This window comes from uncultured Campylobacter sp. (assembly GCF_938018145.1).
Classification (GTDB): Bacteria; Campylobacterota; Campylobacteria; order Campylobacterales; family Campylobacteraceae; genus Campylobacter_A.
In genome coordinates, this window is sequence record NZ_CALIII010000156.1 from 1 (window position 1) to 1,805 (window position 1,805).

Here is a 1,805-nt window from a genome sequence, read left to right on the forward strand (position 1 = left end):
GACGGATTTTTTAGCTCGCCCTCCAAAACCTCGCGCTTTAGCTCGAGTCCGATGAGAAAGAAAAATACCGCCATCAATCCGTCGTTTACCCACAAGATCAGGGGTTTGCTTAGTCCGTATTCGCCGAAGCTCACGGTAAATTTAGTCTTTAAAAATTCGTTGTAAAAATCGCTCAAAAACGTGTTTTGACACAGTAGCGCCGCGACCGTAGCGATCATCAGCAAAATCCCGCCGCTGGCTTCGTGTTTTAAAAACTCTTTTATTCCGCCCATTTTGCTTCCTTTTCATAAAATTTTAAGGATTATAGCGTATTTTTACGGTCGCATGAAATTCGGGCGAATTTGGCTATAATCAGGTCAAATTTAAAGCTAAAATTTGGTAGACGCATCGCTAAATTTTGCTTTGTCTTGTTACTTCTTTGCGCCTAAGAGAGGGCGCTTTATAAATTAAGGAGCGAAAATGAACGAAATTTTAGAGATCTGTAAGCGCGCAAAGGCCGCTTGTAGCGAGCTTTTGAGGCTTGATAGCAAGGCTAAATTTGAAATTTTAAACGCCGTGGCAGACGAGCTGCTCGCGCAAAAAGAGGCTATAAAAGCGGCAAATGCCAAAGACCTTGCAAACGGCGAGAAATCGGGGCTTAGTGCGGCGCTACTTGACCGTCTAAGGCTAACGGACGCCCGCATCGAGGCTATGGCACAGGGCGTGCGCGAGGTGGCGGGCTTTGCCGAGGTCGTGGGCGAAAATCTAGGCGGCTGGAGCCATCCAAACGGCATGCAAATCAGCCGCGTGCGCGTGCCGCTGGGGGTGCTGGGTATCATCTACGAGAGCCGCCCAAACGTCAGCATCGACGCGGCGGCTCTGGCGCTAAAAAGCGGCAACGCGGCGATCCTGCGAGGAAGCGCTAGTGCGCTAAATTCGAACATTTTTTTGCTAAATTTATTTAATGAAGCGGGGGCGAAATTTGGCTTACCGGGCGGCGCAGTGCAGCTCGTGGAGAGCGCCGAACGCGAAGTCGTAGCGCAAATGGCGAAAATGAGCGAGTATATCGACGTTTTGATACCGCGCGGCGGCAAGAGCTTAAAAGATTTTATCGCGCAAAACGCGACCGTGCCGATCATCATGACGGGCGCGGGGGTGTGCCACATCTTCGTCGATGAGAGCGCAAATTTAAAGCAGGCCGCGAAGATAATCAAAAACGCCAAAACCCAGCGCCCAAGCGTCTGCAACGCCGTTGAGTGCGTGCTTTTACACGAGCGCATAGCTGGCGAAATTTTGCCTGAGCTGGTGCGCGAAATGCCCGAGGTCGAGTTTCGCGTGAGCGAGCAGCTGCTAGGCGAGTGCGAAGCGGAGCTGCGAGGAGCGAAAAACGTAAAGCTCGCAGGCGAGAGCGACTTTGGCGCCGAGTTTTTGGATCTCGTGCTAGCCGTGCGCGCCGTGCGGGATACGCAGGAGGCAATCAGCTTTATAAACGCGCATTCTAGCGGACATTCGGACGCGATTTTAAGCGAAAACTACGCAAACGTCGAGCGATTTTTAAACGAAGTCGGCAGCGCGGTCGTCTACGCCAACGCCTCGACGCGCTTTAGCGACGGCAGCGAGTTTGGATTTGGCGGCGAGATCGGCATCAGCACGCAAAAGCTGCACGCCAGAGGGCCAATGGGGGTGAGGGAGCTTACGACCTATAAATACGTCGTCCGCGGAGGCGGGCAAATTCGTTAGCGGCTTGTCTCGCGAGTGCTTTTGAGAGAGATTTGAAATTTTAAGTCTGCGGCAGACTACTTGTCTAGCCTTGACTTAAAATTTCT

2 protein-coding genes are annotated in these 1,805 nt (G+C 52.0%); one reads left to right on the plus strand and one right to left on the minus strand.

What is annotated here, in order from left to right:
* A partial coding sequence (locus Q0338_RS03510; protein WP_298085553.1) for a Na+/H+ antiporter NhaA occupies positions 1-272 on the minus strand: 272 nt, incomplete at its 3' end.
* A 187-nt stretch (positions 273-459) separates the two neighbouring features.
* Here Q0338_RS03510 and Q0338_RS03515 point away from each other — a divergent pair.
* A complete protein-coding gene (locus Q0338_RS03515; RefSeq protein WP_298085554.1) occupies positions 460-1,719 on the plus strand; it encodes a glutamate-5-semialdehyde dehydrogenase in 1,260 nt (419 codons plus the stop codon).
* The last annotated feature ends 86 nt before the right edge of the window (positions 1,720-1,805 follow it).